The following is a 26,625-nucleotide window of genomic DNA, read 5'->3' as shown; positions in this document are numbered from 1 at the left end:
GTTCTCAACAGTCCGACATGCCAATGAAGCGCGGCGTTCACAATTCTCCGGACGGGGGTGGCGGGTGGCGTGGTGACTGCCGTTCGTGCCGTCACCGCCGTCACCGCCGTCACCGCCGTCAGCGCAGAGACTGCACGGCGTAGAGGGCGCCGAGGGCGGTAGCCAGGGCGCCGAGCAGGAGACGCAGTGCCGTTTCGGGCAGCCGAGGTTGCAGGTGTGCCCCGAGGTAGCCGCCGATCAGTCCGCCGAGGCCGCAGGCCAGACCGAGGTACCAGTCAGGGGCGATGTCACCGGAGCTCGTCAGGGAGAGCAGCGCGAAGGCCGCGGCCCCGGTCACGGAGGTGGTGAACGTGGAGGCGAGGGCGGCTGGTGCCACGCGGGCGACGGACATACCCCGGCCGACCAGTATGGGGCCGAGGATCGATCCGCCGCCGATCCCGTAGATCCCGCCGACGACCCCGACGACCAGGGCCATTCCGGTGATGGCCCGGCGTGAGGGTTCCGCGGCCCGGGCCGGCCGGGTGGGTCGGAGGGTGCGCCCGATGAGCCACAGGCCCAGTGGCATCAGCAGAGCGGCGACCAGAAGGCGGAAGGCGGTGGCCCCCGGGACGGCGAAGACCCGTATGACGGCGCCGATGACCACCCCGGGCAGCGTGCCGGTGACCAGGCGCCGCGTCAGCGGACCGTACAGGAGGCCCTCGCGGCGGTAGCGCAGCAGGGCGCCGGGCCCGGCCACCACGTTGAACAGCAGGTTGGTGGGTGTGATGGCCGGGTTGGGCACACCGAGGACGCTCAACTGCACGGGCAGCAGGAACACCGCACCCGACACCCCCACGGGCGCGGTCACCACCGCTATGAGCAGGCCGACCGCCAGCCCGGCCAGCCCCGTTGACCACGTCACGCAGCCCTCCGATTCGAATGTCCGGCCGGTATCGCCGCCGTGGTCCCTGTCGCCGGCCCACAGGGCTGCTGAGTCCCCCGGTGGCGAGGGGCCCTGGCAGCAGATCGTTCCGCTTGGGCATGGGTGGGACTACGGAATCGGTCTTTGGAATCGGTCTCCCTGAGCGTCCCCGCCTCCCGGATCAGGCGGGCAGGACGAACGGAGGGTGGGCGACCGATGATGTCGAGGGCGCGGGTGGTGGACTGCTGCGCCGCCCGCGTTTCACCCGTGTCCTGCCGCACGGCACGCACGGCACGCACGGCGAGACGACCGGCGGCCAGGACCCCGGTGGTGCAGCAGAACCGGGCGCTCCACGACAGGCGACTGGAAGTAGTGACAGCCGAGCAGTCGACCGATTGCGCCGTCGGAGGCGGCTATCTCCCGGACGACGGAGTAGGCCATGGGCCAGTCCGCGCCGCCGCCCTGGGACTCGGTCGGCGTCAGGAGCGTCAGCAGTCCCGCTTCGCGCAGCCAGTGCGCATGGCCGGGGCCCGGTTCGTTCGGACGGCGAGGCGGGGCGGGACGGCGCGGAGGCAAGGCCCATGGAAGCGGTCTTCTCAAGGTCGGCCGCTGGGCGCGGCGTTGAGGCTTCCCCGCTGGTCGGGCACGTACTTGTAGCCCACGCGCCGAACGGTGACGATGCGGTGCCGGTGAGTTCTGCCCAGCTTGCGGCGCAGGCGGGCGATGTGGACATCCACGGTGCGGCCGTCGCCGATGTGGTCGTAGCCCCAGACGGTGGCCACCAGCCGATCACGGGTCTGTACGTGGTGGGGATGCTGGACGAGATGTGCCAGCAGCGCGAACTCCAGGTACGTGAGGTCGAGTTCACGTCCGTCGACCTCGGCGACATGTCGCGCCGGATCAATGCGGACGACGTCGTCTGCCGTCCGCTGGACAGGGGCCGGGCCTGCGGCGGCGACCGGTCGGATCTCGGGCCGCGGCCTGTCCTTGGCGAAGAGCTCGGTGGGATCGGTGCCCTCGGGGACGAGCACGAGGTAGCCGACGAGCGGCGCGGAAGTGTGTCCCTGGGTGTCTCGCTGAGCGGTGTCGCCCACCAGGCGAAGACGGGGTGTGTCGGAGAGGAGTGGATCGTGTGGGGTGGCCTGGGCCGGAAGAGCCGTGGTCATGGCGGTTGTCCCTCGGAAGTGTGTCGGGCCGTCAGGCGCAGTGGGTGACTTCGTCTGATCGCCTGGGAAGGGGGAGCGGAGCGGCGCGGGCGAAGGTGCGAGTCGCGTGCCTTACGCGCGGCAGCAGGCGGCGCTGACGACGTGACCAAAGTCGACATGCCGACGACGAACGAGTCGTTGCTGCTTACGGGACATGTTCATCATCCTGCGCATCCCCGGCAGACGCCGTCAAGGCTTCCCTAGTAACTCCGTAGGAAAAGGCGGGAAGGTCTCACACTCTGAGAGGTCGGCCGTCCACCGGAGACGTCGCTGTCCCAGCCTCGGTGGCGCTCAGGGCACGCAGGAGGGCGCGGGCGACCGCGTCGTTCTGGCGGAAGGCCGGCGCGTTGGTGCGGGGGCGGGCGAAGGCGGCGACAGCCCGGCTGTTGGTGGCGGCGCCGAGGGCGATGCGGCGGGGATGGGGGCTGTCGAGGGACGGGTCGAGGACGTGGCCGTCCGTGGGGGAGACGGCGAGCAGGCCGGAGCGGTGGGTGTGGGTGGGGTCGGCGATGACCTCCTCGGCGAGTGAGCCTTCCCGGTACAGGCCCCGCAGGAGTGGGTCCTCGGTATGGGCCAGGGAGGTGCCCGGCAGGTACGCCTCGATCAGGGCCGTGGCGTGGGTGGTGTGGCCGGGGACGGTGGTGCTGGTCGCGGTGAAGGTGCCGCTCGTCGCGTCGGTGGCGATGCGGATACCTGCCCCCAGGAAGTGGACGATGCCGGCCTGGGACAGCGCGAGGAGTTGGCGCAGGCGGAAGCCGGGCGGACCGGAGGCGAGGAAGCTGAAGAAGCCGTGCCACCAGCCGTCGAGGTCGTCGGCGACCGAGCGGGCGGTGAGACGACCGGAGGCGACGAGGCGGGGCAGTTGGCCGTAGACGGAGAGCAAGGCGAGGAACGCTCCGAGGTCGGCGCTGGACTCCGGGTCCTCGCGGCGGGTGACGTCCTGGGCGATGTGGTCGCGCAGGTGGTCCTGGAAGGCGTCCGGTGTGGGGAAGGCGAGGCCGTCCAGCGGGTGGTCCAGGGCTTCGAAGTTCAGCCTGTCCGCCGGATCGGGTACGGCCGTGACAACCAGGGCGGCCATCTCGCCGGCGTACCAGCCCAGGCGGTCGTACACGGCGGAGAACTCCGGCCAAGGAAGGGCGGTGCGCTCCGGGTGGGCGTGGAACAGCTCGTGGTAGTGGCCGAAGCCGATCTCCTTGGCCATCAGCGGCCACACGTCGTCCCGCAGGTCCAGCGGGCGGCCCTGGACGAGCAGCGCGTCGACCGCCTCGGGGCCGAAGTGGCGCGGCAGCGGGGGACGGGGGCCCTGGAGGCGGTAGCGGGTCTTGGAGTGGTACGGCACTCCGCGCCGCGATCCGACGTGGAGGACGGGCTCGCGGCCGGACGGGAGGTAGGTGAGGGTGCCGTCGGGCTCGGTGCGGAAGGCGCCGCCGCGTCCCTCGGTGAGCAGGGTCATCAGGTCGATGAAGGCCAACCCGAAGCCGCGCAGGATGACGTGTTCGCCGGGGCGCAGTGCGGACAGGTCGGTGTCGGCGGAGAACTCGGGCGGGAGGTGGAAGCGGCCGTGCCGGCGGGCGAAGGCGGCGTGGTCACGGTACTCGGCGGACGGAGTGGAGCCGAGGTGTCCCTGGGCCAGGATCACCAGGTCGGCGGTGAGCGGCGTGGCACGGTCGGCGAGGTGCACCTGCTGCGGGCCGTCCGGGGGGCCGGTGACGGCGGTCGCGGTGGTGGGGTGCCACTCGACCGTGACGGTGGGCGGCAGCTGGGCCAGCGTCCTGCGGAACACCCAGTCCAGGTAGGCGCTCTGGGCGCGGCGTGTGGGGAAGTCGGACCCGTCGAGCGAGCGCAGTTCGGCGAGCACCTCCGGGTCGGCGGGTGGTGGGGGTACCCCCTGGTCGAGCGAGGTCGAGAGCTTGGGGGAGTACGGGGCGTGGTGCGGGCTCCGGCCGGAGAACTGGGCGGCCCACTCGGCGAGCGAGGGGCCCGGCTGTACCGGGCCGTCGATCGTGGAGGACTCGTCGGTGAACATGGTGACGTCCTCGGCCATGGAGTTCATCCGCAGCAGCGCCGACTGTTCGTGGCGCCAGATGCGTCCCGGACCCGGCGGATGCGGGTCCACCAGGTGGATGCGCAACGCCCGTACACCGTCCCACAGTTCGGGCGCGTTGGCGGCGATGCGCTCCAGCAGGCCCGTGGCGCGCGGCCCCGCGCCGACGACGACCAGGACGGCCGGCGAAGGGGTGCTGCTCACCGGTCACCGCCGATCGCCGGCCGGGCGTCGGCAGCGGTCGCCGCGCTCAGTCGGTGGCGCACGGCGGTCAGGTGGCCGCGCAGCCGCTGCAGTGGTGTCGGCGGCAGGGCGCGGGAGTTGCCGCGGGCGTAGTACCGCTCGACGTAGAACTGGCCCGCGCCGAGCACTGTGGTGACCGCGATGTACCAGAGGGTGGCGACCATCAGCAGCGGGATGACCTGGTAAGTCTGGTTGTAGATGAGCTGCACCGAATACAGTAGGTCGTGCACGGCCAGCACGCTGACGATGCTGGTGCCCTTGAGCGTGCCGATCAGCATGTTCCCGGCCGTGGGCACGATGGAGCGCATCGCCTGGGGGACGACGATCCGGCACAGGGTGCGGTATCTGCTCAGCCCGAGGGCATGGGCTGCCTCGGTCTGCCCGGGGTCCACGGAGAGAATGCCGCCGCGCACCACCTCGGCGGCGTAGGCGGTCTCGTGCAGGGTCAGGCCGATGACGGCGGTCAGGGTGGGGCCGAGCAGGTTGACCGTCTTGACGGTGAGGAACTGCGGGCCGAACGGGATGCCGAGGCCCAGCGTCGGATACAGGGCGCCGATGTTGAACCAGAACAGCAGCTGCACCAGCAGCGGCGTGGACCGGAAGATCCACACGTAGCCCCAACTCAGGCCGCGCAGCACCGGGTTGGCGGAGAGCCGCATCACCGCGAGCACGGTGCCGAGCAGAAAGCCGAGCACCATCACCACAGCCGTCAGCCACAGGGAGAGCAGCAGTCCGTCGAGCACGGCGGCGGTGGTGAAGTACCGGCCCACCACGCTCCATTGGAAAGCCTGGTTGCGGACGACGGAGTTGAGCACCATCGCGAACAGCAGCAGCGCGACCGCGGCGGTCAGCCACCGGCCGACGTGCCGGCGCGGCACGATCCGCGGCACGTCGGAGCCAGGGGCGCTCGCCCGTTTCGGGGGTTTCGTCACAGGGGCCGGCGTGACTTCGGAAGGGGTGACCATCGAGAGGCTCTCCGGGGGAGGGAATCGCAGGCGTGGGTGACCACCCGGCGGCACTCGCAGGGAGCGCAACGGCACAGGCGCTGCGTGCATACGGTGCGGCCGGGGCTCGGCGTCGTCACATTCGCCGCGTCCCTCAACGCGGCCCGGGAGGGCCGCCGGGCAGGGCGGCCGATCCGCTGTCGATCGTATGTGCCCAGGGGATCGATGTGTCAACAGTGCCCTGCGCAGGGCGCGTCCAGGCGGTCCGGCATCCGGGCGCTGCTTGACGAGCGCCACGATGTACTGCTCAATTGGTCGCATGAATGCCCAGCAGCGCTTGGTCTCGCGCGATCACATCGACTTCGGTCGGGTGTGGTCGGCCGCGTGTTGCGCCTGACTCGGCAGCGGGCCGTCTGACCGGCCCTTCCCTCCCTCGGTGACCCCGTCGCGGGCCGAGTTCTCTCCTCACGCGCGCTGCCGCAGCTCTGCTTCTCCCGACGCTCGACGTCGTCACGACTGCACCGAACCGTCTGCCTGACGGTCCGTTCGCCCATGCCCGCACGCAAGGCGATTCCGCCATGCCCGCGTGCCGCCGCAATCCCTGAAAGGCCATGCCCATGCCCGTGGAGTTCCTCGGCATCGCCGCTACCCATGACGGCTCCGAGACCACGCCGCGCTCCGGCGCCGCGTTCGACAAGGAGTACACGCTCCGGCTCGCCCGGGCGCACGAGGACCACGGCTGGGACCGGGTGCTGTTCGCCTACGGCTCCGGATCGCCGGACCCCGCACCGGCAGCCGCGTACATCGCGAGCAGGCTGGACCGCCTCCAGATTCTCCTCGCCCACCGGCCGAACGTCTCCTACCCCACCTTCGCCGCCAAGACCTTCGCCACCCTCGACCAGATCAGTGAAGGCCGGCTGACCGTGCACTTCATCACCGGCGGCAACGACCACGAGCAGGGCCGCGAGGGCGACACCCTCACCAAGGACGAGCGCTACGCCCGCACCCGCGAGTACATCCGGATCGTCAAGAAGATCTGGACCACCCACGAGCCCTTCGACCACGAGGGCGAGCACTATCGCTTCCACGATTTCGTCAGCGACGTCTTCCCCGTCCAACGGCCGCGCCCGAAGGTCTCGTTCGGCGGCTCGTCCCCTGCCGCGTACGCCGCCGGAGGTGCCGAGGCCGACATCTACTGCCTGTGGGGCGAGCCCATCGCGAAGACCGCCGAGCAGATCGAGAACGTCAAGGCCGCAGCGGAGGCCGCGGGCCGCACCGACCCGCCCCGCATCCAGGTCGCCTTCCGCCCGATCATCGCCCCGACCGAGGAACTGGCCTGGGAAAAGGCCCACCGCACGGTCGGCGCGATCAAGGCCCGCAGGCAGCGCGGCGAGGCGATCACCAAGCGCCACAACGGCCACGCACAGCCCGAGAACACCGGCTCGCAACGGCTGCTCGTCATCGCCGAGGCGGGGGAGCGCTACGACCGCGCCCTGTGGACCCCGACCGCCGCCGCCACCGGCGGCGCGGGCAACTCCAACGCCTTGGTCGGCACCCCCGAGACGGTCGCCGAGGCGCTGCTCGACTACTACGACCTCGGCGTCGACATCCTCTCCGCCCGCGGCTACGACCTGCTGGGCGACGCCATCGACTTCGGCCGGTACGTCATCCCGATCGTCCGGGAGGAGGTCGCCAAGCGCGACGCCGAGCGGGCGGCACGCGGGACGCACACCCTTGTGGCGGTGGACGAATGACCTCGGTAGCCCAACCGCCGTCGTGGACAGCGGATCTGACGGTTCTTCAGGTCCCTGTCTCGGACCCGCGCGTGAGACCCCTGCTGCGCGAACTCGGGCACGAGTACTCCACGCGCTACGGCAAGGACGCCCACGCCGAGATCTCCCGCTACCCCGACGAGGAGTTCACCGAACAGTACGGCGGCCTGCTGCTCCTGCTGCTGGAGCGCGGCGAGCCCGTCGCAGGCGGCGCCTTCCGGCGGTACGACGCGACCACCGCCGAACTGAAGCGGATCTGGACCCACTCCGCCCACCGGCGGCGCGGCCTCGCCCGCCGCGTCATCGCCGAGCTGGAACGCGAGGCGGGCACACGCGGCTACCGGCGGATCCACCTGACCACCGGACCACGCCAGCCCGAGGCCCGCGGCCTGTACCTGGCCACCGGCTACACACCGCTGTTCGACACCGAGGCCGACCCGGAAACCATCGGCCCGCTGCCCTTCGAGAAGCATCTGCCGGCCGAAGCACGCACAGCACGCACAGCACGCACGGGAAAGGCAGCCGACCTGTGAACCCTCGCCCGATCAGAACCCGCCTGCGCGTCGCCGCGACCGTCGCGCTGCTGCCCGTACTGGCGCTGACCGCCTGTGGCTCCGGCGCCACCTCCGGCACCACACCGGCGGGCGCCCAGGCATCTCCCGCGCCGACCGACGACCCGGTCGCCGCCGTCCGCAAGGTGGACTCCGTCGCCGCCCTGCTGCCCGCCGACGTCCGCACAGCGGGCACGCTTCGCGTCGGCAGTTCGATCGGGTCCCCGCCCGGGGCGTACTACCCGAACGGGCAGGACAAGCCACCCGCAGGCCAGGACATCGACCTCGCCGACGCGGTGGCCAGGGTCCTCGGCGTGAAGCTGGAGCGGCAGGACGCCTCCTTCGAGACGATCCTGCCCGCCCTGGGCAGCGGCAAGTACGACTTCGGGACCGGCAACTTCGGGGTCACCACCGAACGCCTGAGGACCATCGACTTCGTCACCTACATCAACGACGGCCAGGGCTTCGCGGTGAAGACGGGCAACACCGCCCTCGGCAAGAAGGTCACCGGCCTCACCCAGCTGTGCGGGCTGACCATCGGCACCGGCGCCGGCACCACCTTCGCGGCCACCCTCACCGCGCGGAAGGGCGTGTGCGCGAGGGCGGGCAAGAAGCCGTACGACGTGAAGGTCTACTCGGAGAACGCGGCGACCCTCACCGCACTCCAGCAGGGCCGGATCGACGTGATCATGTCGACCATCAACGGCCTGCGCCACCAGGCGGCACAGCCCGCCTCCCGGACCACCTTCCTCGGCGAGTTCCACCGCCTCGACGTCGGCTTCGCCTTCAAGAAGGGCTCCCCACTCACCAAGGCCTTCCAGGCCGCCGTCAGAGAGCTGATCAAGGACGGCACGTACGCCCGAATCCTCAAGAAGTGGGGCACCTCCGCCTCCGCGATCGACGCGTCGCGGATCAACCCGCCCGAGCACACCTGAGAGTTGAGCAGGAACACCACGATGGCATCCACCACCGACACCGCGCCGCCCGGCGCGGCCACCCCGGGCACCGGCCCCGGGGCCGCGCCCGCCCCGGACGATCCGGCCACCCTCAAGGTCGTCCCCGCCCCCCACTACGCCCGCTGGGTGGCGGCCGTCGCCGTGATCGTGCTGGTCGCCCAGTTCGTGCACGGTCTGGCCACCAACCCGGTCTGGGAGTGGGGTGTCTTCCGCGACTACGTGCTGTCCGAGACGATCGTGCGGGCGGTGTGGGTGACCCTTCAGCTCACCGCCTACGCCACCGTGCTGGGCTTCCTCCTCGGCACCGTCCTGGCCTTCATGCGGCTGTCGCGCAGCCCGGTGCTGCAGACCGTCGCCTGGACCTATATCTGGATCTTCCGCTCCATCCCGATGATCGTCCAGCTGGTGTTCTGGTTCAACCTGAGCGCGCTGTACGAGAGGCTGGGCTTCGGCGTCCCCTTCGGCCCGGTGTTCTGGTCCGTCGACAGCAACAGCGTCATCGGCACCATGGGCGCGGCCATCATCGGGCTGACGCTGCACCAGGCCGCGTACGCCGCCGAGATCGTGCGCGGTGGTGTCATCGCCGTCGACCACGGGCAGCTGGAGGCCGCCGCGGCGTTGGGGATTCCCCGGCTGCGGCAGATCCGCCGGATCGTGCTGCCGCAGGCGATGCGCGCCATCCTGCCCACGGCCGGTAACGAGATCATCGGCCTTCTCAAGGGCACCTCGGTGGTCTACGTGATGTCCATCGGCGAGCTGTTCTACCAGGTGCAGGTGATCTACGGCCGCAACGGCCGGGTGATCCCGCTGCTGCTGGTCGCCACCGCCTGGTACGTGGTCCTCACCTCCCTGCTGTCCATCGCGCAGTACTACGTGGAGCGCCGCTACGCCCGCGGCGCCAACCGCACCCCGCCACCCACCCCGCTCCAGCGCGCCCGCCGCTTCGTACGCGGCCTCCGCTCCGCCGCGGCTCAGCGCAACCAGCCCGTCATACCCCTCAAGCCTTTGGGAGACAGCCGATGAGCGCGGTGATGGTAGACGTCCGCGGCGTCCACAAGAGCTTCGGCCCGCTGGAGGTACTGCGCGGCGTCGACCTGCGGGTCCGGGCCGGCGAAGTCACCGTGGTCCTCGGCCCGTCCGGCTCGGGGAAGTCCACGCTGCTGCGCACCATCAACCACCTGGAGAAGGTCAACAGCGGCTGGATCAGCATCGACGGCGAGCTCATCGGCTACCGCCGCTCCGGGAGCAAGCTGCATGAGCTGAAGGAGAAGGATGTACTGAAGCAGCGCACCCACATCGGGTTCGTCTTCCAGAACTTCAACCTCTTCCCGCATCTGACCGTGCTGGACAACCTTGTCGAGGCCCCCGTGTCGGCTCTGCGCCGCCCGCGCAAGCAGGCGGAGGAGACCGCCCGCCGCCTCCTTGACCGGGTCGGCCTCGCCGACAAGGCGGGCGCCTACCCGCGGCAGCTCTCCGGCGGCCAGCAGCAGCGCGTAGCCATCGCCCGTGCGCTCGCCCTCGAACCGAAGGTGCTGCTCTTCGACGAGCCCACCTCGGCGCTCGACCCGGAACTGGTCGGTGAGGTCCTCGACGTCATCAAGGACTTGGCGCGCACCGGAACCACCATGATCGTCGTCACCCACGAGATCGGCTTCGCCCGCGAGGTCGCCGACACCGTGGTGTTCATGGACGGCGGAGTCGTCGTGGAGCAAGGTCCGCCCGCGGCCGTGCTGGACGCCCCGCGGCACGAGCGCACCCGCGCCTTCCTCTCCAAGGTCCTCTGACCAGCCCCTCACCTGTTTCGCACGCCCACGCAAGGAGAACGACCGTGTCCACCACCCTCGCCCGCCGCCGAACCGCCGCAGCCGCGCTCGGACTCGCCACCGCCCTCGTCCTCGCCGCCTGCAGCAACCCCTCCGACGGCGGCACGACCGAGGTCGCGGCCACGTCGGGCGGCAAGACGAAGATCAACATCAGTCCCGACCAGAACCGCGTCACCACCGGCAAGGTCGACTCCATAGCCGCCGAGGTCCCGGAGAAGATCCGCGAGAGAGGCACCCTGGAGATCGTCGACTCCTCCGGCTCCGCCGCGCCCCTGACCTTCTTCGCCACCGACGACAAGACCGTCATCGGCGTCGAGCCCGACATCGCCTCCCTGGTCGCCGACGTGCTCGGCCTCAAGCCGCACATCAACACGGTCTCCTGGGAGAACATCTTCGTCGGCCTCGACAGCGCCAAGTACGACGTCGGCTTCAGCAACATCACCGTCACCGAGGAGCGCAAGGAGAAGTACGACTTCGCCACCTACCGCGAGGACAACCTGGGCTTCGAGGCGAAGAAGGGCAGCGGCCTGAAGGTCACCGGGCCCGAGGACGTGGCGGGCAGGACGGTCGCGGTCGGCAGCGGCACCAACCAGGAGAAGCTGCTCATCGAGTGGAGCAAGGAGAACGAGAAGGCCGGCCGCAAGCCGGTGAACATCAAGTACTACCAGAACGAGAGCGACACCTACCTCGCCCTCCAGTCCGGCCGCGTCGACCTCTACCTCGGCCCCCACCCGACCGCCGCCTACCACGCGGCCACCACCGGCAAGACCGAGGTCGTCGGCACCTACTCCGGCGCCGGCTCCACCCTCCAGGGGCTCATCGCGGCCACCACCAAGAAGGACAGCGGCCTGGTCGAGCCGCTCGCCGACGCCCTCAACCACGTCATCGACAACGGCACGTACGCCAAGGTGCTCAAGCGCTGGGGCCTGTCGGACGAGGCCGTGACCAAGTCCGAGATCAACACGCCCGGCCTGCCCAGGACCAACAAGTAGCCGACCCCGGGTCCGCAGGCCGTACGACGCCTGCGCACCCACCGGCGCCGCCGCGGACCTCGCCGGTCCGCTCGCCCACTGGCACGAGGCCACCGGCGTCGACGGCTTCCACCTCCTTCCGGCCCCGGCACCCGCCGATCCGTCCGCCGTGGTCCACCACCTCGGCCTGCCCCGTCCCGCCGGCCGATACGACCGATACGACCGATACACGGAGGCGACCCGATGACGCACACCACGACAACCGCCGCAATGACCGGGCCCCGAGCGTGAGTTCACCTCGCCGCTCACTCCCCGGCGTCCACAACACCACCGGCCGTCCGCACGTCCACGAAGGAGTACGCGTGAAACCGTTCAGAACCCGTCATCCCGTCCTGGTGGCGCTGGGCTCGGCCGTCCTGCTGGCAGCCTCCGTCACCGTCCCGTCCGCCGCGGCTGCCGTGGTGGAGGAGCAGCCGCGTTCGTCCGTCGCGCTCGACTGGTACGACACGACAGCGGCCACCGTCGCGGCGGACGCCGCCCCGACGCAGATCACCAACAGCCGGACCTGGGCCGTCAGTTGGCTCGCGGCGGCCCGAGCCGCCCGCCAGGTGCCGTCAGGCGTCGACCGGGGCGACTTCCAGGACGCGGCCCTGGCGTCCGCCCTGCACGACGCGCTGGTGGCGCTGGTCCCCTCCCGCGCTCAGGAACTGGACGCCGCTCTGCGCACGACGCTTCAGGGCGTTCCCGACGGAGCGGCCGAGTCGAAGGGCGTGGCGGCCGGCGCCCGCCAGGCGCGGCTGGTGCTCGCCGCCCGCGAGGGTGACGGCCTCGACCCGGCCTCGGTCGACGCGCCGTTCACCGTCCCCCCGGCGGCTCCTGGGGTGTGGCAGCCGACCCCGCCCGCCCACGCCCCGGCCGCGCAGTACGGCAATCGGCTCGCCCGGCCCTTCCTGCTGGACAGCCCCGACCAGTACCGGCTGACCGCACCGCCCGCCCTGGACTCCGCGCGCTACCGCGCCGAACTGGCCGAAGTCCGTGCATACGGGGCGGTGGACAGCACCGTGCGCACGGAGAGGCAGACAGAGACCGCCACCTTCTGGCTCGGATCCTCACTGACGCTGTACACCGAGCCACTGCGGGTGGCCCTCGCCCGGTCACCGCATTCCAGCGCCGGGCGGGCCAGGCTGGTGGCCCTGTTCCACGTCGCCCTGGTGGACACGCAGATCGCCACCTCCGACAGCAAGTACGCCCATCTGCGGTGGCGCCCGATCACGGCCATCCGTACCGGTTCGATCGACCCCGACCCCTCATGGACGCCGCTGCACACCACGCCGGCCCATCCCGACTACCCCAGCGGCCACACCACGTACTCGGGCGCCGCGGAAGCGGTCCTCTCGGCGCTCGTCGGGCCGCGCACGGCGCCCTTCCGGCTGACCAGCCCCACCGCCCCCGGAGTGACCCGCACGTACACGGCCTGGAGCCGACTGTCCCAGGAGAACGTGGACGCCCGCGTGTACTCCGGCATCCACACCCGCTCGGCCGACGAGGCCGGTCTCGTCCTCGGCGAGCGGGTGGCGACGCACGCCCTGCGCAACGCCGCGCGCCTGTTCGGCACGCTGTGAGCGGCACCGGCACCAGGTGCTGCCGGCCGCGGAGTGTCCCTGACCAACACCGGTCTCGACGTCGTAGCGGTCGGCTGTCGCGCGTACCGCACCCGGCCTGAGCCCGGGCTCGGAGGGGCCCACCGCCCTGCTGTCGAGCCCGCTCACGTCCACGCTCGGTGCGCGGCGGCAGCTCTCGGCGCTCGGGCGGACGAACCCGCTCACCGGCCTCGTCCGCGGCCCGGGAACATCGGGCGAAGCCGGGGCGTTGTGAGTCACGACGAGGTGTGCGAGGCGCCGACGCGCATGATCCTGAGGACGGAGGTGGCGGTCGTGACGCACATGTTCCACGCCGTCCACCTCCACTCCCGGCCCCACATAGACCTCCAGCGCGTGGCCGGCGCGCTCTGTTGTTCCTGACCCGTTCCCTCACCGCCGTTGCCTCCTCCTGTCTGAGGGGGCCGGCGTTCTCGTCACGGACTTCCAGGAAGGCACCCACTCGTGTCCTCGACAACTCCCTCCTCCCTGCACCTTGCCGTCGCCCTGGACGGCACCGGCTGGCATCCCGCCTCGTGGCGCGAGCCGGTGGCCCGCCCGCGCGATCTGTTCACTGCCGGATACTGGGCCGATCTGGTCACCGAGGCCGAACGCGGTCTGCTCGACTTCGTGACCATCGAGGACGGCCTCGGCCCGCAGTCCTCCCACTTCCTGGACCCGGACGAGCGCAGCGACCAGGTGCGCGGCCGCCTCGACGCCGTCCTCGTCGCCTCCCGCATCGCACCGTTGACCCGGCACATAGGTCTGGTGCCGACGGTGGTCTCCACGCACACGGAGCCGTTCCATATCTCCAAGGCGATCGCCACCCTCGACTACGTCAGCGCCGGCCGCGCCGGCCTGCGCGTGCAGATCACCGCCCGCCCGAACGAGGCCGCGCACTTCGGCCGCCGCACCATCCCGCGCGTCGAGGCATACGACAGCCCGGCCGCCCAGGAGGTGGTGACCGACCTGTTCGACGAGGCCGCCGACTACGTGGAGGTGGTGCGCCGCCTCTGGGACAGCTGGGAGGACGACGCCGAGATCCGGGACGCTGCCACCGGCCGCTTCATCGACCGCGACAAGCTGCACCACATCGACTTCGAGGGCAGGCACTTCAGCGTCAGGGGCCCCAGCATCACGCCCCGTCCGCCGCAGGGCCAGCCGATCGTCAGCGCCCTCGCCCACCAGACCGTTCCGTACCGGCTGGTGGCCCGGCAGGCCGACATCGGCTACGTCACCCCGCACGACGCCGAGCAGGCCCGCGGGATCGTCGCCGAGATCCGCGCCGAGCAGGAGACGGCCGGGCGAGCAGGTGAACCCCTGCATGTCTTCGGCGACGTGGTGGTCTTCCTGGACGACGACCAGGCTGCTGCGGAGGACCGGCGCGCGCGCCTCGACGCCCTTGTGGGGGAGCCGTACACCAGCGACGCCCGGATCTTCGCCGGTACGCCTGACCAACTCGCCGACGTGCTGACGGAGTTGCGCGGCGCCGGGCTGACCGGCTTCCGGCTGCGCCCCGCCGTCGCCGGCCACGACCTCCCGGCGATCACCCGGAGGCTGGTCCCCGCACTGCAGCACCGGGGCGTCTTCCGCGGCGCCTACGAGGCCGACACCCTGCGCGGCCTGCTGGGCCTTGCCCGCCCCGCCAACCGCTACGCCGCTGCCTGAGCCGGAAGGATGCCCCGACCGATGACCAAGCCTTTGAAGCAGATCCATCTGGCCGCCCACTTCCCCGGCGTCAACAACACCACCGTGTGGAGCGACCCGGCAGCCGGCAGCCACATCGAGTTCAGCTCCTTCGTCCACTTCGCGCAGACAGCCGAGCGCGCCAAGTTCGACTTCCTGTTCCTCGCCGAGGGCCTCAGGCTGCGGGAACAGGGCGGCGAGATATACGACTTGGACGTCGTCGGTCGCCCCGACACCTTCACCGTCCTTGCCGCACTCGCCGCGGTCACCGACCACCTCGGTCTGACCGGCACCATCAACTCCACCTTCAACGAGCCCTACGAAGTCGCCCGCCAGTTCGCCAGCCTCGACCACCTCTCCGGCGGGCGCTCCGCCTGGAACGTCGTCACCTCCTGGGACGCCTTCACCGGCGAGAACTTCCGCCGCGGCGGCTTCCTGCCGCAGAAGGAGCGGTACTCCCGCGCCAAGGAGTTCCTGGCCACGGCGAACGAACTCTTCGACTCCTGGCACGGCGACGACATCCTCGCCGACCAGGAGACCGGCACCTTCCTGCGGGAGGCCAAGGCCGGCGCCTTCGTCCACACCGGGCAACACTTCGACATCCACGGGCAGTTCAACGTCCCGCGCTCCCCGCAGGGCAGGCCGGTGATCTTCCAGGCCGGCGACTCCGAGGAAGGCCGCGAGTTCGCCGCCTCCGAAGCCGACGCGATCTTCAGCAGGCACGCCACCCTCGAAGCGGGCCAGACCTTCTACACCGACGTCAAGAAGCGCCTCGCCAAGTACGGCCGCCGCCCCGACCAGCTGTTGATCCTGCCCGCCGCCACCTTCACCCTCGCCGACACCGACGCCGAGGCGGAGGAGCTGGCCAAGCTGGTGCGCCGCCGGCAGGTCAGCGGCGCCACCGCCCTCAAGCACCTGGAGTTCGTCTGGAACCGGGACCTGTCCTCCTACGACCCGGACGGCCCCCTCCCCGACATCGACCCGGACGTCAGCGACGACCACATCTCCAAGGGCCGCGCCCAGGTCCGCATGTACCGCGACCCGCTGGCCACCGCCCGCGAGTGGCGCGAGCTCGCCGCCGCGAACAACTGGTCGATCCGTGACCTGGCCATCGCGACCGGGAACCGGCAGAACTTCATCGGTTCGGCGGAGACGCTCGCCCGCACCATCAACGAGTTCGTGCAGGCCGACGCAAGTGACGGCTTCATCCTCGTCCCGCACACTACCCCGACCGGCCTCGACGAGTTCGCCGACAAGGTCGTCCCGCTCCTGCAGGAACAGGGCGTGTTCCGCACGGAGTACGAGGGCGCGACCCTGCGCGACCATCTCGGTCTGGCCCTCCCCCACTCCCGGCTCCGCTCAAGCGGGGGGACCCCCATCGACGACGTCCGTGACGAACGGGCGGCGTCGTGAAGTTCCTCGCCATCACCCTGATAGTGCACCGGCCGGATCCGATCACCGGGGTGCACAAGCCGACCCATGACCGGTTCCGTGAGGTCCTCGACAACGCCCTGCTCGCCGAGGAACTCGGCTTCGACGGCTTCGGTGTGGGGGAGCGGCATGAGCGGCCGTTCATCTCTTCCTCGCCGACCGTCGTCCTCAGCCACATCGCGGCACTGACCCGACGCATCCGGCTGTTCACCGCCGTGACCACGCTCAGCCTCCTGGACCCGGTGCGCGCCTACGAGGACTACGCCACCCTCGACCATCTCTCCGGGGGACGGCTGGAGCTGATCATCGGCAAGGGCAACGGCGCCGCCCAGCGCGAGCTGTTCCACGTCACACCCGAGGACCAGTGGGACCGCAACGCCGAGAGCTACGAGGTGTTCCGGCAGATCTGGCGGCAGGACAAGGTGACCGCAGCGACTCGCTTCCGCCCTCCGCTGACGGACGCCGAGGTGTGGCCGCGGCCCTACCAGCGGCCCGTCCGGGTCTGGCACGGCAGCGCCACCAGCAAGGAGTCGGTGGACCTGGCCGCCCGCTACGGCGATCCGCTGTTCTCGGCGAACGTCACCAACCCCATCGAGCCGTACGCCGAGTTGATCAGGTACTACCGCGAGCGCTGGGAATTCCACGGCCACGACCCGGCGAGGATCGCGGTCGGTGCCGGCACGGCCGGGCTCCTCGTGACCCGCACCTCCCAGGAAGCCCTCAAGGCATACCGGCCGATCTTCGAGTCCACGCTGGCGTTCCACAAGCAGTCAGGCCTGCCGGTGGTCTTCGAGACCGTGGAGGACTTCGTCGAGCGCAGCTCCGCCCTGATCGGCAGCCCGCAGCAGGTCACAGACAAGGTGCACCGCTACCACGAGCAGTTCGGGCACACGGTGCTCCATCTGCAGGCGGACGCCAACGGGTTGACCGATGCGCAGCACCGCGCCTCGCTCCAGCTCTTCCAGTCCGATGTCGCCCCGGTACTGCGCCGCGACATCCCGGACCCGCCCTTCGTCTGGGGACCGGTCCTGCCCGTCACCGAGGAGGAACCCGCCCATGCCTGACATCCCACTCGGCGTCCTCGACCTGGTGCCGATACCGTCCGGCTCGACGGCCGCCGACGCCCTGCGCAACTCCATCGACCTGGCCCAGCACGCCGAGCGCTTCGGGTACGCCCGGTACTGGTTCGCCGAGCACCACCTCAACCCGGGCGTCGCAGGCACCTCCCCCGCGGTCGTCCTCGCGCTGACCGCCTCCGCCACGTCCACGATCCGGCTCGGCTCCGGCGCCGTACAGCTCGGCCACCGCACCGCGCTCAGCACGGTCGAGGAGTTCGGCCTGATCGACGCCCTGCACCCCGGCCGCTTCGACCTCGGCCTGGGCCGCTCGGGCGGCCGCCCGCCGGGACAGGCGAACGCAGCGCCTGCGACCGTGACGCCCGTCGTGGACGGCCGGGCCCCGAACGGCCTGCTGATCCCGTCCCGCTTCTCCTTCGAACGCCTCCTCGGCTCACCCCGCATCGCCCTGCAGCGCAAGCTGCTCCTGCTGCCCGGTGCCGAGTCGCCAGACTACGCCGAGCAGATCGACGACATCCTCGCCCTGCTGGCCGGCACCTACCGGTCCCCGGAGGGCGTCGAGGCGCACGCCGTGCCGGGCGAGGGCGCCGACGTCGAGGTGTGGATACTGGGCAGCAGCGGCGGCCAGAGCGCCGAGGCGGCGGGCGCGCGGGGGCTGCGGTTCGCCGCGAACTACCACGTCAGCCCCGCCACCGTGCTGGAGGCCGTGGAGGGCTACCGGGCCTTCTTCCAGCCCTCCGACTTCCTCGACAAGCCGTACGTCAGCGTCTCGGCCGACGTGGTCGTGGCGGAGGACGAGGAGACGGCCCGCGAGCTCGCCACCGGTTACGCGGCCTGGGTCCGCAGCATCCGCACCGCCGAGGGCGCCATCGAGTACCCGACGCCGGAGCAGGCCCGGGCCTTCGAGTGGAGTGACGAGGACCGGGAGCTGGTGCGGGACCGCGTGGACACGCAGTTCGTCGGCTCACCGGAACAGGTGGCAGACGGCCTGGTGCAGCTCCAAGAGGCCACCGGGGCACACGAGTTGCTCATCACGACGATCACCCATGACCACGCCGATCGGGTGAGGTCGTACGAACTGCTTGCGCGGGAGTGGAGCCGGAGGTGAGCGGGAGGCCCGGCCTGCGGGAGGTCACCCGGCGGACGTCCTCTTGAAGCCGCTCCCGGGTCAGCGCGTCCAGCACCGTGAACGGCTCGTCGAGCAGGAAGAGCGGGTTCTCGACAGCGAGGGCCCGGACGATGGCGACGCGCTGCCGCCGGCCGCCGGAGATCTCCCGGACACGCCGCTTCTCGGTGCTCTCCAGACCGCCCCGGACCGCTTGAGCTCCAGCAGGTCCACGCCCAGCTCGCGCTCCAGATCGCGCACGGTCTCGCTGAGCGCCGGCTGGTATTCGAGCTGTTCTCTACGCACGACAGCGAGGCTGCCCATCACCGCCGACCGGGTTCAAGGGAAACCCTGTCACAACCTCGTGAATTCCTGCTTTCAGCATGTGGAATCAGCTCCGGGCATTCTTGACCGGCCGGACTCCCCGCTGCTTTGATCGATGACATGAAGCGACAGGACCTCACGCGGCGACGCCACGTCGACCTTGCGCGTGTCTCCAGCTCCTGCTGTCGCTGTCGGGTCTGAGCGCATCCGAGGGAAACCCTCGCACTCGCGCTGATCTTCCTTCCTTCGCGAATTCCCCTGCAAGCCGTTGTCCGCGGTGATGCCGGCTTTTCCCGGGAACGTCGTCCCCACACGTCCGGATTCCGGTCACTGGAGACGTTTCCCTCTCACACATGCGCCCCTTTCGCGTGCGTACTCATGCCAGGAGTTTCCCCATGCCCGCAATCCCCGGACCCGACCCCGTCCGTTTCGCCTACTGGGTGCCGAACGTCAGCGGCGGCCTGGTCACCAGCACCATCGAGCAGCGCACCGACTGGGGCTACGACTACAACCGCGAACTGGCCGTCCTCGCCGAGAACAACGGCTTCGACTACGCCCTCAGCCAGGTCCGCTACATGGCCGGTTACGGCGCCGAGTACCAGCACGAGTCGACCAGCTTCAGCCTCGCCCTGCTGCTTGCCACCGAGCGGCTGAAGGTCATCGCCGCGGTCCACCCCGGCCTGTGGCACCCGGGCGTCCTCGCCAAGCTCGGCGCCACAGCCGACCACCTGTCGGACGGCCGCTTCGCCGTCAACGTCGTCAGCGGCTGGTTCAAGGCCGAGTTCACCGCTCTCGGCGAGCCCTGGCTGGAGCACGACGAACGCTACCGGCGCGCGGAGGAGTTCATCACCGCCCTGCGGACGATCTGGACCGAGGACCACGCCGAACTCGCCGGCGACTTCTACCGGGTGCGCGACTTCTCCCTCAAGCCCAAGCCGCTGAACACCCCCGGGCGTCCGCACCCGGAGATCTTCCAGGGCGGCAACTCCACCGCCGCCCGCGCCATGGCCGGCCGCGTCTCCGACTGGTACTTCAGCAACGGCAAGGACTTCGAGGGCGTCACCGGGCAGATCGACGACATCCGCGCCTCCGCCGCCCAAGCGGGCCGTACGCCACCGAAGTTCGGACTCAACGGCTTCCTCATCGCCCGCGACACCGAGGCCGAGGCCCGCGACACGCTCCGCGAGATCGTCGCCAAGGCCGACACCCCGGCCGTGCACGGCTTCCGGGACGCTGTCCAGCAGGCCGGGCAGTCCACCGCTGACGGCAAGGGCATGTGGCAGGACTCGGACTTCGAGGACCTCGTCCAGTACAACGACGGCTTCCGTACGGGTCTGATCGGCACCCCTGAGCAGATCGCCGAGCGGATCGTCGCCTACAAGCGGCTCGGCGTCGACCTCTTCCTCCTCGGCTTCCTGCACTACCTGGAGGAGGTCGACTACTTCGGCAAGCGGGTGCTGCCCCTCGTACGCGAACTGGAGGCCCAGCAGCCCGAGTCCGAACTCGTCGCCGCCCGCGCCTGACCACCCGTGACCGGCACCGACAGTAAGAGAGGTATCCCCATGAGCACCGCCGCACCGGCCGACTGGAAGACCGCCCCCGCCCCGACCGACGCCGCCGGCTGGATCGCCCGCGCCGCCGAGGTCGCGGCCGTCCTCGCCTCCGACGCCGCTGCCCGGGACAAGGCCGCCGCCACCCCGTACGCCGAGGTCCGGCTGCTGAAGGAGTCCGGCCTGGTCACCCTCCTCGGCCCCGTCGAGCACGGCGGCGGGGGCCAGGACTGGCCCACTGCCTACCGTGTCGTCCGCGAGGTCGCCAAGGCGGACGGTTCCATCGGCCAGCTGCTCGGCTACCACTACCTGTGGAACTGGGCCGCCCGGATCGTCGGCACCCGCGAGCAGTGGGAGCACGTAGAGGCCGAGGCCGCCCGCAGCCAGTGGTTCTTCGGCGGCGCGGTCAACCCGCGCGACGAGGACGTGGTGGTGAGGGACGAGGGCGACACGCTCACCTTCACCGGCCGCAAGTCCTTCTCCACCGGCAGCAAGGTCTCCGACGTCACCGTGCTGGAAGGCGTCCTGGCCGGCACCGACGACCACGTTTTCGCCATCGTCCCGTCCGACAGCGAGGGATTGACCTTCCACGACGACTGGGACAACATCGGCCAGCGCCTCACCGAGAGCGGCGGCGTCACCCTCGACGCCGTACGGGTCCCCTGGTCGGCCGCGGCGGGCTACGTCGACAAGCGGTTCCGGCCGCGCGTCTACAACACCCTCAACGTGCCCACCATCCAGCTCGTCTTCGTCAACTTCTACCTCGGCATCGCCGCCGGCGCACTGGAGACCGCCGCCACCTACACCCGGACCAAGTCACGGCCCTGGCTGCACGGCGGCCACGAGCGCGCCGTCGACGAGCCGTACGTCATCGACATCTACGGCGACCTCACCGCCAAGCTGTGGGCCGTCGAGGCCCTGGCCGACGCCGTGGCCGCCGAGGGCCAGAGGCTGCACGACGACCCGGACGCGGTCACCGAACAGGCCCGGGGCGAGTTCGAGGTCCGGGTGGCCGCGGTGAAGGCCCGCGCCACCGACGTGGCCCTGGACATCACCCATCGCGTCTTCGAGGTGACCGGTGCGCGTGCCACCGCCTCCGCGGAGGGCCTCGACCGCTTCTGGCGCAACGTCCGCACCCACTCGCTCCACGACCCGGTCGCCTACAAGCGCCGCGAGATCGGCCGCCACGTCCTCACCGGCGAACTGCCGCAGCCCACCTGGTACTCCTGAAAGGTCCTCGCATGGCCACCATCCTCTCCGTTTCCGGCAGTCCCTCCGCCACCTCCCGCACCGCCCGGCTGCTGCGCCACCTGGACGACCGGCTCACCGCGCAGGGCCACGAGGTGATCGCGTTCGACGTCCGGACCCTGCCCGCCGAGGCCCTGCTCGGGGCGGACTTCCGGCACCCGGAGATCATCCGGGCCACCGCCCTGGTCGAGCGGGCCGACGGGGTCGTGGTCGGTACCCCCGTCTACAAGGCCGCCTACTCCGGGCTGCTGAAGTCCCTGCTGGACCTGCTCCCGCAGTACGCGCTGGCCGGCAAGACGGTGCTGCCGCTGGCCACGGGCGGCTCCACCGCCCACGTCCTGGCCATCGACTACGCCCTGCGCCCCGTGCTGAGTTCCATGGGTGCCACGCACATCGTCCCGGGCTGGTTCACCCTCGACAAGGACCTCACCGTGGGCGACGACGGCTCGCTGATCGTCGCGCCGGGCTCGGCCGAGGCGCTGGCCCAGGTCACGGACCAGTTCTCGCTCGCGCTGGGCGGCCGTACGGCACCGCTGGCGGCCACCGGATGAGCGCCCCGGTCGTGATCGGCGGCGACGGTGAGGCCCTCGCCGTCGCCGCCGGTCTGGCCGCGGACTTCCGCAAGGACGCCGCGGAGCGGGACGCGGTACGCCGGCTGCCGCACGCGGAGCTGGAACGGCTCTCCGCCTCCGGGCTGCTCGGGGTGAACGTGCCGGCCGAGTTCGGCGGCGCGGACGTCCGCGCGGAGACGCTCGCCGAGGTCTTTCGGCTGCTGGCCGCCGCCGACGCCAGCCTCGCCCAGATCCCGCAGAGCCACTTCGTCTACGTCAACGTGCTGCGCCGGCAGGGGACGCACGAGCAGCGGAAGTTCTTCTTCGGTGAGGTGCTGCGCGGCAAGCGATTCGGCAACGCCCAGTCCGAGGCGGGCACCAAGCACGTGCAGGACATCCGTACCAGGCTCGCGCGACGCCCGGACGGGTCGTACGTCCTCGACGGCGTCAAGCACTACTCCACCGGTGCCCTGTTCGCCCACTGGGTCCCCGTCCTCGCCCGCGCCGACGACGACACCCTGTACGTGGCGTACGTACCGCACGACGCGCCCGGCCTCACGGTCGTGGACGACTGGGACGGCATGGGACAGCGCACCACCGCCAGCGGAACCGTCCGCCTGGAGTCGGTGCCCGTGCCCGCCGACCGGGTCGTACCGCACCACCTCACCTTCCAGGGGCCTCAGCTCCACGGCGCCGTCGCCCAGTTGCTGCACGCCGCCATCGACGCGGGCATCGCCTCCGGCGCGCTCGCGGAGGCCGTGGACTTCGTCCGTACGAAGAGCCGGCCGTGGTTCGAGAGCGGGTTCGAGACGGCCGCGCAGGACCCGCTGCTCGTCCAGCGGTTCGGCGAGCTCGACCTCCGGGTCAGGGCGGCGCGGGCACTGCTGCGCGAGGCCGCCCGGAGGGTCGACGCCGCCCGGGACGACCTGACCGACGACTCCGCCGCCGAGGCGTCGATCGCGGTCGCCGCGGCCAAGGTGACCGCGGCGGAGGCCGCCGTGGAGGTCGGCAGCGCTCTCTTCGAGGTCGCCGGCACCCGCGCCGCCCTCGACTCCCTGGGCCTGCACCGCCACTGGCGTGACGCCCGCACTCACACCCTGCACGATCCGACCCGCTGGAAGGTCCAGCACATCGGCCGCTACATCCTGAACGGCACCCGGCCGCCCCGGCACGGACTGCTGTAGACCGACGCCCCTCGAACGGAGACCCCCACGTGTCCCTCACCTTCCACTGGTTCCTGCCCACCAACGGCGACAGCCGCCACGTCGTCGGCGGCGGCCACGGCACCCCCGCCACCGCCTTCGGCCGCGACCGGCCGCCGTCCGTCGCCTACCTGAGCCAGATCGCCCGCGCAGCCGAGGACCTCGGCTTCGTCGGCGCCCTCACCCCCACCGGCGCCTGGTGCGAGGACGCGTGGCTCACCACCGCGATGGTCAGCCAGAACACCGAGCGGCTGAAGTTCCTGGTCGCCTTCCGGCCCGGCTTCGTCTCACCCACGCTCGCCGCACAGATGGCGTCCACCTTCCAGCGGCAGACCGGCGGACGGCTGCTGCTCAACGTCGTCACCGGCGGCGAGAGCCACGAACAGCGCGCCTACGGCGACTTCCTCGGCAAGGACGACCGGTACCGCCGCACGGGCGAATTCCTGCGGATCGTCCGGGAGCTGTGGGAGGGCAAGACCGTCGATCTGGTCGGCGAGCACCTCCAGGTCGAGGACGCCACGCTGGCCCGGGTGCCCGACCCGGCCCCCGAGGTGTACTTCGGCGGCTCCTCACCGATCGCCGGCGAGATCGCCGCCCGCCATGCGGACGTCTACCTCACCTGGGGCGAGCCGCCGACCGCCGTCGCCGAGAAGATTGCGTGGATCCGGAGGCTGGCAGCCGAGCAGGGACGCACCGTCCGGTTCGGCATCCGGCTGCACGTCATCACGCGCGACACGTCCGAGCAGGCATGGACGGAGGCGAACCGGCTCGTGGACGGCTTCGATCCGGAGGCCGTCAAGGCCGTCCAGGCGGGCCTGGCCCGCAGTGAGTCCGAGGGGCAGCAGCGCATGCTCGCCCTGCACGGCGGCAGCCGGGACGCCCTGGAGATCCATCCGAACCTGTGGGCCGGCATCGGGCTGGTCCGGGGCGGCGCGGGCACAGCGCTGGTCGGCAGCCACGAGGAGGTCGCCGAGCGGATCAAGGAGTACGCGGCCCTGGGCATCGAGGAGTTCGTGCTCTCCGGCTACCCGCACCTGGAGGAGGCGTACTGGTTCGGCGAGGGCGTCCTGCCCGGGCTCGCGGCACAGGGCCTGTGGACCCACCCCTTCCGCACCGTGACGGATGTGGGGCCCACCGCCCAGGTCCCCTTCGCCGGCGCCGCGAGCGCACCACGGCCCAGGTGATCGCTGACGACTTGGAGGCCGGCGTGGTGCTGCGATCGAGCGCCAGGAAATACACGTCAGCGCTACGTGTGCGGCCCGGTTTCAGCCGCCGGACTCGCCCGCGTGCGGGCTCAGTACGCCCATGCTGACCAGCACGATCAGGACGAGGCCCAGCAGGACCCGGTAGTAGACGAAGGGCATGAAGCTCTTCGTGGTGATGAACTTCATGAACCACGCGATCACCGCGTAGCCGACCACGAAGGCGACGAGCGTCGCGAAGATCGTGGGGCCCCAGGAGACATGTCCCTCGCCCGCGTCCTTCAGCTCGAAGACGCCGGAGGCGAGGACCGCGGGGATGGCCAGGAGGAAGGAGTAGCGGGCCGCGGCCTCGCGCGTGTAGCCCATGAGGAGGCCGCCGCTGATCGTGGCGCCCGAGCGCGAGACGCCGGGGATCAGCGCCATGGCCTGGCAGATGCCGAAGATCAGGCCGTCCCTGACGCCGAGTTCCCGCAGGCTCTTGCGCTCCCGCACCACGCGGTGCCTGCCGCCCGTCTCGTCGCGGGCCGCCAGGCGGTCGGCGATGCCGAGCACGATGCCCATCACGATCAGCGTCGTGGCGATGAGCCGCAGATCGCGGAACGGGCCCTCGATCTGGTCCTTGAACGTCACGCCCAGCACACCGATCGGGATCGAGCCGACGATGACCAGCCAGCCCATCTGCGCGTCGTGGTCCGAGCGCGGCACCTTCCCGAAGAGGGAGCCGAACCACGCCGACAAGATCCGCGCGATGTCCTTGCGGAAGTAGATGAGCACGGCGGCCTCGGTGCCGATCTGCGTGATCGCCGTGAACGCCGCCCCGGGGTCGTGCCAGCCGGCGAACGCCGCCGTCAGCCGCAGATGCGCGCTGGAGGAGATGGGAAGGAACTCGGTCAGTCCCTGGACGAGCCCGAGGATGAAGGATTCAAGCCAAGACATGAGTACTGCGCCGTCCAAGTACTGATCATCGGACCGCGGCTGCGGTCGTAGCGGTCGTAGCGGTCATCGAGAGGCGTGGCTGGGGGAGGGGACAAGGGGTGGGCGAACGCCGGAACGCGGGGGGTGATCGCCTGATCACGTCCCTCGTCCGGGGGCAGCGTAGCGGTCCGAAGTTACGGGGTGGTGGGAGGCCCGCCCTGCCGGCGCCGACCGCCGCCGCGGGCCTGCCCGCCGTAACCTTTCGGCGTTACCGCGGGCCCGTCCGGCCGTAACCTCCCGGCGCCCGGGGGTTCGCCTTGCGGCAACCCGCGGACGCGCGAGGGCCTGTGGCGCCCCCCCCGAAGTGATTCAGCGCCCGCGCAGGTGATGCCGCTTGAACCAGGCCACCGTCGCCCCGCCGAGCCCCGTGACCGCGATGAACCCCATGGCGATCAGGAAGGCCGGGGACGTCGGCGTGGAGGCGCGGGCGCCCGCGATGACGTACGCCGCGGTGTTCGGGATCGACCCGAGGCCCGTGGCGAGCAGGAACGGCAGCCAGCCCATGCGGGAGACCGCCGCGCAGTAGTTGGCCGCGGCGAACGGCACCCCGGGGAAGAGCCGTACCGCCAGCATCGAACGGAAGCCGTGCCGGCTGAGCTGGCCGTCCGCGGCCCGCAGCCACTTGCCCCGCAGCATCGGCCGGAGCGCGTCCTGCCCCAGCATCCGCCCGAGCCCGAACGCGATCCCCGCCCCGAACACCGTGCCGCCGATCGCCGCGACGACACCCGCCTGCGTGCCGAAGAGCGCGCCCGCGGCCAGGTTGAGCAGCGGGCGCGGCACGAACGCGGCGGTGCACGCCCCGTACGCCACGGCGAAGAGTGCCACCGCCGTGGCGCCGCCGAGCTGCGCGATCCAGCCGCCCGAGAGCAGCCGTTGCGGCTCGAAGAGCAGCACGCACGTACCCGCCGCCGCCAGCAGGACGACGAGCAGCGACAGCCGCGACCACGGCGAGAGCAGCACTCTGGTGCAGCGTACGGCGAAGGCCTGCGGACGGGCGGTTGCGGTCTCGGGCATCCGGGCAGACTAACCGGCTCATGTGTCTGATCGCCGTATGCTGCGTCTCACGAGCGTCACAGTGCGGAGAGGTGACCGGGCGGGCCGGAGCCACGCGGAGCCTCCCGGCCGGCGGAGAACCGGTGGAAACTGCCCGGGCCGCCCGGCGGAAAACCATTCGACGGGGACGTCCTCTTCGATGAGGATCGGACCCATGTCCCGGTACGCCTTCCTC

The 26,625-nt window shown here is 71.0% G+C and carries 24 protein-coding genes and 3 pseudogenes; 18 read left to right on the top strand and 9 right to left on the bottom strand.

The window, feature by feature from the left end; translation table 11 throughout:
* Positions 1–118: 118 nt before the first annotated feature.
* The 5 genes and pseudogenes from AB0I16_RS20520 to AB0I16_RS20500 all read right to left on the bottom strand — a co-directional run bounded on the left by AB0I16_RS20520 (position 119) and on the right by AB0I16_RS20500 (position 5,358).
* Positions 119–901, bottom strand: coding sequence for a sulfite exporter TauE/SafE family protein (locus AB0I16_RS20520; protein WP_363250867.1), 783 nt, complete (start codon positions 899–901; stop codon positions 119–121).
* A gap of 260 nt (positions 902–1,161) precedes the next feature.
* Positions 1,162–1,484: pseudogene (locus tag AB0I16_RS20515) on the bottom strand (acyl-CoA dehydrogenase); the annotation flags it as partial.
* A gap of 13 nt (positions 1,485–1,497) precedes the next feature.
* Positions 1,498–2,067, bottom strand: coding sequence for a winged helix-turn-helix domain-containing protein (locus tag AB0I16_RS20510; RefSeq protein ID WP_363250866.1), 570 nt, complete (start codon positions 2,065–2,067; stop codon positions 1,498–1,500).
* A gap of 271 nt (positions 2,068–2,338) precedes the next feature.
* The gene (locus AB0I16_RS20505; RefSeq protein WP_363250865.1) at positions 2,339–4,354 is read right to left on the bottom strand and encodes an FAD/NAD(P)-binding protein; all 2,016 of its coding nucleotides are present in this window, start codon (positions 4,352–4,354) and stop codon (positions 2,339–2,341) included.
* Positions 4,351–5,358: an amino acid ABC transporter permease gene (locus AB0I16_RS20500; protein ID WP_363250864.1), complete on the bottom strand. Its 1,008-nt coding sequence runs from the start codon at positions 5,356–5,358 to the stop codon at positions 4,351–4,353. The genes AB0I16_RS20505 and AB0I16_RS20500 overlap by 4 nt, the downstream gene beginning before the upstream one ends.
* Positions 5,359–5,954: 596 nt before the next feature.
* On the opposite strand from AB0I16_RS20500, the gene AB0I16_RS20495 reads away from it, so the two are divergent.
* From AB0I16_RS20495 to AB0I16_RS20440, 12 genes are all read left to right on the top strand, one after another.
* Positions 5,955–7,091 carry an LLM class flavin-dependent oxidoreductase gene (locus AB0I16_RS20495; protein WP_363250863.1) on the top strand — a complete coding sequence of 379 codons (1,137 nt, stop codon included), beginning with the start codon at positions 5,955–5,957 and terminating at the stop codon, positions 7,089–7,091.
* Positions 7,088–7,642: a GNAT family N-acetyltransferase gene (locus tag AB0I16_RS20490; protein ID WP_363250862.1), complete on the top strand. Its 555-nt coding sequence runs from the start codon at positions 7,088–7,090 to the stop codon at positions 7,640–7,642. Before AB0I16_RS20495 ends, AB0I16_RS20490 begins: the two co-directional genes overlap by 4 nt.
* The gene (locus AB0I16_RS20485) at positions 7,639–8,595 is read left to right on the top strand and encodes an ABC transporter substrate-binding protein (protein WP_363250861.1); all 957 of its coding nucleotides are present in this window, start codon (positions 7,639–7,641) and stop codon (positions 8,593–8,595) included. The genes AB0I16_RS20490 and AB0I16_RS20485 overlap by 4 nt, the downstream gene beginning before the upstream one ends.
* A 21-nt stretch (positions 8,596–8,616) precedes the next feature.
* On the top strand, positions 8,617–9,639 hold the full coding sequence (locus AB0I16_RS20480) for an amino acid ABC transporter permease (RefSeq protein ID WP_363250860.1): 1,023 nt from the start codon (positions 8,617–8,619) through the stop codon (positions 9,637–9,639).
* Positions 9,636–10,400, top strand: coding sequence for an amino acid ABC transporter ATP-binding protein (locus tag AB0I16_RS20475; protein ID WP_363250859.1), 765 nt, complete (start codon positions 9,636–9,638; stop codon positions 10,398–10,400). Before AB0I16_RS20480 ends, AB0I16_RS20475 begins: the two co-directional genes overlap by 4 nt.
* A gap of 44 nt (positions 10,401–10,444) precedes the next feature.
* The gene (locus AB0I16_RS20470; RefSeq protein ID WP_363250858.1) at positions 10,445–11,431 is read left to right on the top strand and encodes an ABC transporter substrate-binding protein; all 987 of its coding nucleotides are present in this window, start codon (positions 10,445–10,447) and stop codon (positions 11,429–11,431) included.
* 341 nt (positions 11,432–11,772) lie between these two features.
* Positions 11,773–13,032, top strand: coding sequence for a vanadium-dependent haloperoxidase (locus AB0I16_RS20465; RefSeq protein WP_363250857.1), 1,260 nt, complete (start codon positions 11,773–11,775; stop codon positions 13,030–13,032).
* Between the two features lie 285 nt (positions 13,033–13,317).
* Positions 13,318–13,431: a putative leader peptide gene (locus AB0I16_RS20460; RefSeq protein ID WP_363250856.1), complete on the top strand. Its 114-nt coding sequence runs from the start codon at positions 13,318–13,320 to the stop codon at positions 13,429–13,431.
* Between the two features lie 81 nt (positions 13,432–13,512).
* Positions 13,513–14,715 carry an LLM class flavin-dependent oxidoreductase gene (locus AB0I16_RS20455; protein WP_363250855.1) on the top strand — a complete coding sequence of 401 codons (1,203 nt, stop codon included), beginning with the start codon at positions 13,513–13,515 and terminating at the stop codon, positions 14,713–14,715.
* 21 nt (positions 14,716–14,736) lie between these two features.
* The gene (locus AB0I16_RS20450; RefSeq protein WP_363250854.1) at positions 14,737–16,146 is read left to right on the top strand and encodes an NtaA/DmoA family FMN-dependent monooxygenase; all 1,410 of its coding nucleotides are present in this window, start codon (positions 14,737–14,739) and stop codon (positions 16,144–16,146) included.
* Complete coding sequence (locus tag AB0I16_RS20445; RefSeq protein WP_363250853.1) at positions 16,143–17,228, top strand: LLM class flavin-dependent oxidoreductase; 1,086 nt, start codon at positions 16,143–16,145, stop codon at positions 17,226–17,228. Before AB0I16_RS20450 ends, AB0I16_RS20445 begins: the two co-directional genes overlap by 4 nt.
* A complete protein-coding gene (locus tag AB0I16_RS20440; protein ID WP_363250852.1) occupies positions 17,221–18,348 on the top strand; it encodes an LLM class flavin-dependent oxidoreductase in 1,128 nt (375 codons plus the stop codon). Before AB0I16_RS20445 ends, AB0I16_RS20440 begins: the two co-directional genes overlap by 8 nt.
* Positions 18,349–18,367: 19 nt before the next feature.
* On the opposite strand, the pseudogene AB0I16_RS20435 reads toward AB0I16_RS20440, so the two are convergent.
* A pseudogene (locus tag AB0I16_RS20435) lies at positions 18,368–18,553 on the bottom strand (ATP-binding cassette domain-containing protein); the annotation flags it as partial.
* Positions 18,547–18,669 (bottom strand): annotated as a pseudogene (locus tag AB0I16_RS20430) (LysR family transcriptional regulator); the annotation flags it as partial. The pseudogenes AB0I16_RS20430 and AB0I16_RS20435, both read right to left, overlap by 7 nt.
* Before the next feature lie 120 nt (positions 18,670–18,789).
* Here AB0I16_RS20430 and AB0I16_RS20425 point away from each other — a divergent pair.
* The 6 genes from AB0I16_RS20425 to AB0I16_RS20400 all read left to right on the top strand — a co-directional run bounded on the left by AB0I16_RS20425 (position 18,790) and on the right by AB0I16_RS20400 (position 24,404).
* Complete coding sequence (locus tag AB0I16_RS20425) at positions 18,790–18,870, top strand: putative leader peptide (protein WP_351078001.1); 81 nt, start codon at positions 18,790–18,792, stop codon at positions 18,868–18,870.
* Between the two features lie 194 nt (positions 18,871–19,064).
* The gene (gene sfnG, locus AB0I16_RS20420) at positions 19,065–20,192 is read left to right on the top strand and encodes a dimethylsulfone monooxygenase SfnG (RefSeq protein ID WP_363250851.1); all 1,128 of its coding nucleotides are present in this window, start codon (positions 19,065–19,067) and stop codon (positions 20,190–20,192) included.
* Between the two features lie 39 nt (positions 20,193–20,231).
* Positions 20,232–21,449 carry an acyl-CoA dehydrogenase family protein gene (locus tag AB0I16_RS20415; RefSeq protein WP_363250850.1) on the top strand — a complete coding sequence of 406 codons (1,218 nt, stop codon included), beginning with the start codon at positions 20,232–20,234 and terminating at the stop codon, positions 21,447–21,449.
* An 11-nt stretch (positions 21,450–21,460) separates the two neighbouring features.
* Positions 21,461–22,018 (top strand): NADPH-dependent FMN reductase, encoded by a 558-nt coding sequence (gene ssuE / locus AB0I16_RS20410; RefSeq protein WP_363250849.1) that lies wholly within the window; start codon positions 21,461–21,463, stop codon positions 22,016–22,018.
* A complete protein-coding gene (locus tag AB0I16_RS20405) occupies positions 22,015–23,202 on the top strand; it encodes an SfnB family sulfur acquisition oxidoreductase (RefSeq protein ID WP_363250848.1) in 1,188 nt (395 codons plus the stop codon). The genes ssuE and AB0I16_RS20405 overlap by 4 nt, the downstream gene beginning before the upstream one ends.
* Positions 23,203–23,231: 29 nt before the next feature.
* Positions 23,232–24,404, top strand: coding sequence for an LLM class flavin-dependent oxidoreductase (locus tag AB0I16_RS20400; RefSeq protein WP_363250847.1), 1,173 nt, complete (start codon positions 23,232–23,234; stop codon positions 24,402–24,404).
* 81 nt (positions 24,405–24,485) lie between these two features.
* Here the strand turns inward: AB0I16_RS20400 and AB0I16_RS20395 are convergent, their stop codons facing one another.
* Positions 24,486–25,358 (bottom strand): undecaprenyl-diphosphate phosphatase, encoded by an 873-nt coding sequence (locus AB0I16_RS20395; RefSeq protein WP_363250846.1) that lies wholly within the window; start codon positions 25,356–25,358, stop codon positions 24,486–24,488.
* Positions 25,359–25,706: 348 nt separating this feature from the next.
* On the bottom strand, positions 25,707–26,411 hold the full coding sequence (locus AB0I16_RS20390; RefSeq protein ID WP_363250845.1) for a TVP38/TMEM64 family protein: 705 nt from the start codon (positions 26,409–26,411) through the stop codon (positions 25,707–25,709).
* Positions 26,412–26,625 lie beyond the last annotated feature (214 nt).

It is taken from the genome of Streptomyces sp. NPDC050703 (assembly GCF_040654435.1).
Taxonomy (GTDB): domain Bacteria; phylum Actinomycetota; class Actinomycetes; order Streptomycetales; family Streptomycetaceae; genus Streptomyces.
This window is presented reverse-complemented; position numbering and strand designations above follow the sequence as displayed.

Bases quoted from the DNA above. Each gene is read 5' to 3' on its own strand.
- AB0I16_RS20395 (WP_363250846.1), bottom strand. From the start codon at position 25,358: ATGTCTTGGCTTGAATCCTTCATCCTCGGGCTCGTCCAGGGACTGACC.
- AB0I16_RS20425 (WP_351078001.1), top strand. From the start codon at position 18,790: ATGAAGCGACAGGACCTCACGCGGCGACGCCACGTCGACCTTGCGCGT.
- ssuE (WP_363250849.1), top strand. From the start codon at position 21,461: ATGGCCACCATCCTCTCCGTTTCCGGCAGTCCCTCCGCCACCTCCCGC.
- AB0I16_RS20510 (WP_363250866.1), bottom strand. From the start codon at position 2,067: ATGACCACGGCTCTTCCGGCCCAGGCCACCCCACACGATCCACTCCTC.
- AB0I16_RS20415 (WP_363250850.1), top strand. From the start codon at position 20,232: ATGAGCACCGCCGCACCGGCCGACTGGAAGACCGCCCCCGCCCCGACC.
- AB0I16_RS20490 (WP_363250862.1), top strand. From the start codon at position 7,088: ATGACCTCGGTAGCCCAACCGCCGTCGTGGACAGCGGATCTGACGGTT.
- AB0I16_RS20460 (WP_363250856.1), top strand. From the start codon at position 13,318: ATGATCCTGAGGACGGAGGTGGCGGTCGTGACGCACATGTTCCACGCC.
- AB0I16_RS20405 (WP_363250848.1), top strand. From the start codon at position 22,015: ATGAGCGCCCCGGTCGTGATCGGCGGCGACGGTGAGGCCCTCGCCGTC.
- AB0I16_RS20450 (WP_363250854.1), top strand. From the start codon at position 14,737: ATGACCAAGCCTTTGAAGCAGATCCATCTGGCCGCCCACTTCCCCGGC.
- sfnG (WP_363250851.1), top strand. From the start codon at position 19,065: ATGCCCGCAATCCCCGGACCCGACCCCGTCCGTTTCGCCTACTGGGTG.
- AB0I16_RS20390 (WP_363250845.1), bottom strand. From the start codon at position 26,411: ATGCCCGAGACCGCAACCGCCCGTCCGCAGGCCTTCGCCGTACGCTGC.
- AB0I16_RS20500 (WP_363250864.1), bottom strand. From the start codon at position 5,358: ATGGTCACCCCTTCCGAAGTCACGCCGGCCCCTGTGACGAAACCCCCG.
- AB0I16_RS20475 (WP_363250859.1), top strand. From the start codon at position 9,636: ATGAGCGCGGTGATGGTAGACGTCCGCGGCGTCCACAAGAGCTTCGGC.
- AB0I16_RS20440 (WP_363250852.1), top strand. From the start codon at position 17,221: ATGCCTGACATCCCACTCGGCGTCCTCGACCTGGTGCCGATACCGTCC.
- AB0I16_RS20480 (WP_363250860.1), top strand. From the start codon at position 8,617: ATGGCATCCACCACCGACACCGCGCCGCCCGGCGCGGCCACCCCGGGC.
- AB0I16_RS20495 (WP_363250863.1), top strand. From the start codon at position 5,955: ATGCCCGTGGAGTTCCTCGGCATCGCCGCTACCCATGACGGCTCCGAG.